At 61.4% G+C, this 5248-nt stretch carries 7 protein-coding genes; 1 reads left to right on the top strand and 6 read right to left on the bottom strand.

What is annotated here, in order from left to right:
• The 6 genes from NTX40_01100 to NTX40_01125 form a co-directional block, all read right to left on the bottom strand.
• A partial coding sequence (locus NTX40_01100; GenBank protein MCX5647686.1) for an MFS transporter occupies positions 1-315 on the bottom strand: 315 nt, incomplete at its 3' end.
• Between the two features lie 140 nt (positions 316-455).
• Positions 456-1106, bottom strand: coding sequence for a hypothetical protein (locus tag NTX40_01105; GenBank protein MCX5647687.1), 651 nt, complete (start codon positions 1104-1106; stop codon positions 456-458).
• A 107-nt stretch (positions 1107-1213) separates the two neighbouring features.
• A complete protein-coding gene (locus tag NTX40_01110) occupies positions 1214-1684 on the bottom strand; it encodes a transposase (GenBank protein MCX5647688.1) in 471 nt (156 codons plus the stop codon).
• A 93-nt stretch (positions 1685-1777) separates the two neighbouring features.
• Entirely contained in the window at positions 1778-3457 is a 1680-nt protein-coding gene (locus NTX40_01115) for an NAD+ synthase (protein MCX5647689.1), read from the bottom strand.
• Positions 3458-3938: 481 nt separating this feature from the next.
• Positions 3939-4166, bottom strand: a complete 228-nt coding sequence (locus NTX40_01120; protein ID MCX5647690.1) for a hypothetical protein — start codon at positions 4164-4166, stop codon at positions 3939-3941.
• Positions 4167-4169: 3 nt separating this feature from the next.
• Entirely contained in the window at positions 4170-4574 is a 405-nt protein-coding gene (locus NTX40_01125) for a hypothetical protein (protein ID MCX5647691.1), read from the bottom strand.
• Positions 4575-4900: 326 nt separating this feature from the next.
• Here NTX40_01125 and NTX40_01130 point away from each other — a divergent pair.
• On the top strand, positions 4901-5248 hold a 348-nt coding region (locus NTX40_01130; protein MCX5647692.1), incomplete at its 3' end, for a DNA gyrase subunit A.

Here is a 5248-nt window from a genome sequence, read left to right on the forward strand (position 1 = left end):
CGGCTTGACGACCGTCGAGATGCCATAGCCCAGGCCGACGAGCGCTTTTCGCTTGCCGACACGGTCGGAGACGAACCCCGACGCGATGGTGACGAAACTCGTGATGCCGTCGCGCAGGCCTTCGATGATGCCGACCCAGACAAACCCGCCGCCCAAGAGGGCAATGAAGAACGGCACGGTCCAGTACATCATGTCGGTCGAGACGTCCGCCAGGAAGGAGACGACGCCCAGGACGATGACGTTCCGCGGCAGGGAGGCTTTGAGTTGCTCAGCCAGGCCGGTCCTGCGCGGTTCAGTTGTTTCCGGTTCCGCCACCCGTGCAACTCCTCAGCCGCCCGACAAGAAACCCTCGGCACGGCATCTTTTTATTTCTTCTGCGCGGCGGTTCTCCTGAACCGCCGCGCACAGCCAAGCACACTTTGCGCGGTGGGCACGGAGACCCACCGCGCAAAACCTTACTTTCTCCCTGCCGCGTTGCCGTCCCATAGGACGTTAGAGGCCACTCGCTCCCCTGCTTCATACACGAATCCCCACACCTTCGTCAGTTTGCTCTTGTAGACGACGTGGCGGCGGCGGATCCCTTTGACATGCCGCTCATAAACCTTATCGAGCGCAACCACGACAATCGGTTTGTCGGGGTACTCGTGCGAAACCTTTGTGACCGTTGAGGAAATCTCGGCATTCCAGCATGACGGCATGGCTCTTTCGGCACCACCTTTTCTTGGGCCGGTGGCGTAGAGCACGGCGATGGCAAATCTGAGCGTCTTCATGTCATCCAGCGAAGAAGCATCCTCCCGCGAAGAAGGAAGAAACTTTCCGATCTTCTGAATGGTCAGTTCGTAGCGTGTTCCTTCGACCTCAAGAACACCAATGGCGTCATCTTTTTCACAGAAAATGGCGTCACACCGCCCGCCACCTACACCCTTTTCGCAATGCCCAAATGATGGGCCGGCTTCGACGGCTCGGTGCGTCTCAGGTTCTGAAGAAATCCACCACTCAACAAGCAACCCTATCAAGGTTGCGTGATTATTCCCGTAGGTGTTGGCGGCAACATCCCACCGGACATTCTTCAGACTATTGAGAAGGCTTTCGCCAGACTGTCTCATCTGTGCCCTCCGCGTTTCCGCGAGCGTCTAATACCCATCCAAGCAGTGTGCCACACACGATAGGCGCGGTTGGCGCGGCGGGTGCAGAGACCCGCCGCGCACACCCTCTACCACTCCATGTCCACTTCCATCGCCACCGGTGTCAGGCGCGCGTAGTTGCGGGCACTGGACCAGAAGTAGTCCTCCGGTCGCCGGACTACTCCCGCTCGAACTGGATTACGGTGGATGTACTGAATCACCTCCAGCATCTCGGCCTGATGTTGGATGGCGTTATCGTCAAAGCGGCGTTCCCACAGGTCTCCATGACCGGGGCTGAGCAGTTGGCGCCAAATCCACTTCTTAAAATCGCGGACCACGTAGCTCAGTACGCGTGACACTTGAGAGACCACCACATGGACGTGGTTGCTCATCACGACAAAGCCGTGGACGCGCCAATCGCCCCGTTCACAGTAGAAGGCCAGAGCATCCACGACCTTCCGTTTCACCGTGTCTGAGGCGAAAGCCTGCCAGCCGTCCAAGGTGCGGGTGGTCAGATGGTAGAACTGGCCTTTCTCGAAATAATGTTTCACCCGCGGCACAAATCTCTTCTCCCCCTAAGGTTTTAATCCTTGATCGCGGCGGTTCAGGAGAACCGCCGCGCATAATCTCGTTTTCTCCCGCCTCGCTTTCGGCTACCGTCTGTTCGGGTCGTAGGCTTGGGCGATGGGCATGCGGCGGCCGACGCCGAAGGCGCGGCTCGTCACTTTCAGGCCCGGGGCGGCCTGGCGGCGTTTGTACTCATTGCGGTCCACGAGACGGATGATCTTCTGGACGATCTCGGGGTTGAACCCGGCCTCGACAATCTCGTCGCGCGAGCGCTCCTGGCGCACGTAGAGGTCCAGAATCGCGTCGAGGACGTCATACGGGGGGAGCGAATCCTGGTCCGTCTGATTCGGCCGGAGTTCCGCCGAAGGCGGTTTCTCCAGGACGCGCTCAGGGATCGGCGACCGGTCGGCTTCGGTGTTGCGGTCGGCTTCGGTGTTGATGGATCGCGCCAGTTCGTAGATCAAGGTCTTCGGCACATCGCTGATGACCGCGAGGCCGCCCGCCATGTCGCCGTAGAGTGTGCAGTAGCCGCAGGCCAGTTCGCTTTTGTTGCCCGTCGAGAGCACCAGCCAGCCGAACTTGTTCGAGAGGGCCATCAGGATGTTGCCGCGGACACGGGCCTGGACGTTTTCCTCGGTCACGTCGGGCTGGGCGCCTTTGAAAGCCTCGGCAAGTGCGGCTTCCATCGCGCGGTGCGGCTGCTCGATAGGGATAACCATGAATCGGACGCCCAGGTTCCGGGCGAGCGCCTCGGCATCCTCGAGGCTGTGGGGACTGGAGTATCGGCTCGGCATGGCGACGCCGACCACGTGGTCGGCGCCAAGCGCCTCCGCAGCGAGGCAGGCGACGACGCTCGAATCCACCCCGCCCGACAGGCCCAGGACAACGTCCTTGAACCCGCACTTGCGAACGTAGTCGCCGAGGCCGAGGACGAGCGCCCGGCGGACGGCGACGACGTCCGGCATCGGCGCGGGAACAGTCGAGAGCGGCGCGCCGCCGGGAATTTCAGCCATCGCCAGGTCTTCCTCGAACGCCGGCAGTTGCGCGACCAGGGCGCCCGAGGCATCCATGGCGAAACTTCCGCCGTCGAAAACCAGTTCGTCGTTGCCGCCCACCTGGTTGACGTACACGACCGGCCGGCGGTGCTTGCGGGCCTGCGTCCACACCAGGTTCCAGCGCTGGGCGAACTTACCGACCTCGAACGGCGAGGCGGACATGTTGACGAGCAGATCGGCCCCCGCCCGGACGAGTTCGGCAATGGGGTTGCCGTGGTAGAAGCGGGACGCGGGCCCGACCGCAGCCTCCTGGGTCCAGATGTCCTCGCAGATCGAGAGGCCGAGTCGCAGGCCGGCAAATTCGACGACGTGGGCGCCCCGGCCCGGCTCGAAGTACCGCAGTTCGTCGAAGACGTCGTACATCGGCAGAAGCGCCTTGTGCTTGATGGCAAGCACCCGCCCCTCGGCGACAAGGGCGGCGGCATTATGAAGCGGCAGGCCGTGCGTCCCGACGGAGCGGTCGACGAAACCCACAAGGAGGCCCGTCCGTCCGACCTCGCCCACGAGCCGCTCGAACGCCGCCAGGTTGTCCGCCACGAAACGCGGCTTCAGGAGGAGGTCCCGGGGCGGGTAGCCGACGAGCGACAGTTCGCCCGTCACCACCAGGTCCGCCCCCATGGCGGCGGCCTTCGAGTAGGCGCCGAGGATGCGTCGGCGGTTGCCTTCGATGTCGCCGATCGTCGGATTCAGTTGCGCCAGGGCGATCTTCATGCCAGTAGGTTAAAACCGGCGGGCGCCCGATGCCACTGAAAACCCCGGGCGAGACTTGCGGCGGATTCCTGTGTCGCCCTGGCGACGGGGCAACTCGCGGACCTCGTGGCCTTCTGCCTGGGGCGAGGCTGAGACGTGCCAACTCGCTACAGGCCCAGGGCGTCTCCAAGGCACTTTGCGATCTTGCCAAGATAGAGGTCCGCGGTGCCTAGTCTCCTTCGAATGAGAGCCTTGCTCAGGGTCAGAACCTTATCGCATCGGAAGACGGATGCGCGACGGAGCCCCGTCCGTTTGAACGCCACGTCGGAATCCCTCGCAAGAACACCCCACCGCGATGGCTTGGCAACACTGGACGAAACGGGAATTACTACACGGTCATCGCCACGATTAACAGCATCCGAACTGACAACCACCACGGGGCGAATCTTAACGCCACTAAGATCTGTGAAGTAAACTTCCGCGAGAACGACGTCACCCCGCTTCATACAGGCTCCCCATCCTCAAGCGAGTAAACATCCTCGCCCGCATCCCGCCAGAAGTCAAATGCCTCCGAATCAAGGGCGGCCTGCAACAACTCGTCGTCCGAGAGCATGCCCCTTGGCGTTTCCATGGAGAATGTGACAGAAAAGTAAGCGTTTGCAACCGGCTCGGCCCGCGGAATGAGGCCTGAAGACAGTTCCTTGCGTATTGTGAGCATCCCGCTACCCATAGACTATTCCTTTATGATGACGGAAAACCTGCGCATCGTCAGCAATTCTCCGGCGCAGTAGAATTCAAAGATATAATTGCCAGGGACCTTAAACACCAACCCCCGAAGTTCCAGATTCAGATCGGCCACGGCAAGGGGGTCGTTAAGGCTTATTTTCCCGGTCGCCTCGAAAATCACCTCCTCGTCCGGCGACTTGCACTGTAGGCGGCATTCGTAGTCTCCGTGGCAATTCGTGAGGCTGACGAACACATACATCCGGTCGTGCTGGAGCGGAACCTTCGGGCCGGTGACGGCGTTAAACAGGCCAATGAGGCTCACATTCTTCGTCTGCTCGTCGCGCACCACCATGTCGCAGATGACCATGGCTACGGCCGTGGGACCAGCACTGGTCGTTTGCTCTTTGGCCATAGATGCGCTTTTCTCCCCAAGCAGCAACATGATTATAGCACCGAACCGCGCGCAAGGCAAGCAACGAATCCAACCCAAAAGCCAGCCGGCCCAGAGCCATGTCATTTGTAACTGGCCGCCAAAAAGGAGTATTTCCCCACCTGAATTTCATTGCCAAGAAAGGCCGTTTCCGGTAATCTGATTGAAGATTCCGCAGGCGGCCGAGCGGCTGCGCAACTTATTGCAGCCAAAGGGGTTACGAAAGCCCCCTGCCGCCACAAAGGAGCCGTGAGTTGACACGACTCAACCAGCAAGAAAACATCGAAGAACTGCTCATCGAAGAAGAAATGAAGGACGCGTACATGACGTACGCGATGAGCGTCATCGTCAGCCGCGCCCTGCCCGACGTGCGTGACGGCCTGAAGCCCAGCCAGCGGCGGATTCTGGTGGCGATGAACGACCTTGGGCTCGGGCCCCGCAGCCACTACCGCAAGTGCGCGAAGATCGCAGGCGACACGTCCGGCAACTACCATCCCCACGGCGAGCAGGTTGTCTATCCGACGCTGGTGCGGATGGCCCAGCCCTGGGCCGAACGCTATCCCCTGGTGGACGGCCAGGGGAACTTCGGCTCGATCGACGGCGACCCGCCCGCCGCCATGCGGTACACCGAAGCGCGGATGAGCGCGCTGGCGATC

Source organism: Planctomycetota bacterium (genome assembly GCA_026387035.1).
In the GTDB taxonomy this organism is placed as follows: Bacteria; Planctomycetota; Phycisphaerae; order FEN-1346; family FEN-1346; genus JAPLMM01.

Bases quoted from the DNA above. Each gene is read 5' to 3' on its own strand.
- NTX40_01125 (MCX5647691.1), bottom strand. From the start codon at position 4,574: ATGGCCAAAGAGCAAACGACCAGTGCTGGTCCCACGGCCGTAGCCATG.
- NTX40_01115 (MCX5647689.1), bottom strand. From the start codon at position 3,457: ATGAAGATCGCCCTGGCGCAACTGAATCCGACGATCGGCGACATCGAA.
- NTX40_01120 (MCX5647690.1), bottom strand. From the start codon at position 4,166: ATGGGTAGCGGGATGCTCACAATACGCAAGGAACTGTCTTCAGGCCTC.
- NTX40_01105 (MCX5647687.1), bottom strand. From the start codon at position 1,106: ATGAGACAGTCTGGCGAAAGCCTTCTCAATAGTCTGAAGAATGTCCGG.